The sequence below is a fragment of the Staphylococcus sp. GDY8P47P genome, from assembly GCF_016892225.1.
Taxonomy (GTDB): domain Bacteria; phylum Bacillota; class Bacilli; order Staphylococcales; family Staphylococcaceae; genus Staphylococcus; species Staphylococcus borealis.
Genome location: NZ_JAFENV010000041.1, coordinates 1 through 2,008, shown reverse-complemented (window position 1 = coordinate 2,008; position 2,008 = coordinate 1). Strand labels below are relative to the sequence as shown.

Here is a 2,008-nt window from a genome sequence, read left to right as displayed (position 1 = left end):
GAGGCTGGGACATAATTCCTAGCAAAATAGCCAGTAAATGAGTTTTTATAACTTCATTTACTGGCTTCTTTATTTACAATACTTCGTATTGTTGGCTCGCTTTCTTAGGGGACAGCTTCAGCCTGTAGTCTTCAGCTTGTCCTGTTCCCTCAAGAGTCTCGCCAAAATACTTTGTATTTATATGTAATTTTACATTGTAATACTTTAAAAAAATAAGGCACTTTCGTATAATTTAATAAACTTCACTAAACTAAATTAACGAGGTGCCTTATGTATAAAGATTATAACATGACTCAACTTACTCTACCAATGGAAACTTCAGTTCTTATCCCCACAAATGATATTTCACGACATGTAAATGATATTGTTGAAACAATTCCTGACAATGAATTCGATGAATTCAGACATCACCGTGGTGCAACATCATACCATCCAAAAATGATGTTAAAAGTAATTCTATATGCCTATACACAATCTGTGTTTTCAGGACGTAAGATAGAAAAATTACTTAATGACAGCATCCGAATGATGTGGCTATCACAAAATCAAAAGCCTTCTTATAAAACGATTAATCGATTTAGAGTAAATCCAAAAGTAGATGCTTTATTAGAATCATTATTTATTCAATTTCATAGTCAGTGTTTAAAACAAAATCTTATAGATGATCAGGCCATTTTTATTGATGGTACGAAAGTTGAGGCCAATGCCAATCGATATACATTTGTATGGAAAAAGAGTATTCAAAACCATGAGTCAAGGATGAATGAAGATTCTAAAGCACTCTATCATGAATTGGTGACAAATAAAATCATTCCTGAGATTAAAAAAGATCACGATAATGACTTAACAAAAGAAGAAATAGATTTGATTGGTAGTCATTTAAATAAAGAAATCGAAGATTTAAACAAACATATCGATAATGAGAAGTGTACTAAAATAAGAAAACAAATACGGCTCAAAAGAACTAAAATTAAAAAATACAAAAAGCAAATTAATGATTACTCTGAGCGAAAGCATCGATACGAAGTCCAAAAATCTATTTTAAAAGATAGAAATAGTTATTCTAAAACAGATCATGATGCCACATTTATGAGAATGAAAGAAGACCATATGAAAAACGGTCAACTCAAGCCAGGGTATAATTTACAAATAGCGACAAATTCTCAATTTGTTTTATCTTATAATGTGTATCAAAATCCGACTGATACAAGAACGATGATACCATTTTTAAATTCAATTCAAGAGACCTACGGTCATTTACCTGAATATATTGTAGCTGATGCAGGTTATGGTAGCGAATCAAATTATATGGCAATTATAGATAATTTTAATCGAACGCCACTCATAACTTATGGAATGTTTATAAAAGATAAAACTAAAAAATATAAAAGTGACATCTTTAATACTCAAAATTGGGATTATGACGAAATTAACGATGAATTCATTTGTCCAAACAATAAAAGACTAGGATTTAAAAGATATGCCTATCGCCATGATAAGTATGGTTTTAAACGAGACTTTAAATTATATGAATGTGATGATTGTTCAGAATGTCCTCTGAAACACCAATGTATGAACTTCAATTCAAAAACAAATAAAAAAATAATGAAGAATTATAATTGGGAATATTTTAAAGCCCAAATTAATAAAAAGCTTTCAGAACCAAAAACAAAAAATATCTATAGTCAAAGAAAAATTGATGTAGAGCCTGTTTTTGGATTTATGAAGGCTATTTTGGGTTTCACTCGGATGTCTGTCCGAGGAATCAATAAAGTCAAAAGAGAACTTGGTTTTGTATTAATGGCACTTAATATAAGAAAAGTAGCAGCTCAACGAGCTGAAAATAATCAAAAAATTTATAAAAAAGACAATTTCTATATTATTTCAATAGAAATTGTCTTTTTTCACTTATCCAAGAACATTATGTCCCGGACTCTGTAGTTTTATTAGAATATAGTTTTCATTTTGATAGATAATGGCTAATAATTGTCTGTAAATCATTGTTAAG

1 protein-coding gene is annotated in these 2,008 nt (G+C 29.7%); it reads left to right on the top strand.

Features of this window, described 5'->3' with window-relative positions:
• The first annotated feature begins 270 nt into the window (after positions 1-270).
• Complete coding sequence (locus JVV30_RS12565) at positions 271-1,941, top strand: IS1182 family transposase (protein WP_204194329.1); 1,671 nt, start codon at positions 271-273, stop codon at positions 1,939-1,941.
• The last annotated feature ends 67 nt before the right edge of the window (positions 1,942-2,008 follow it).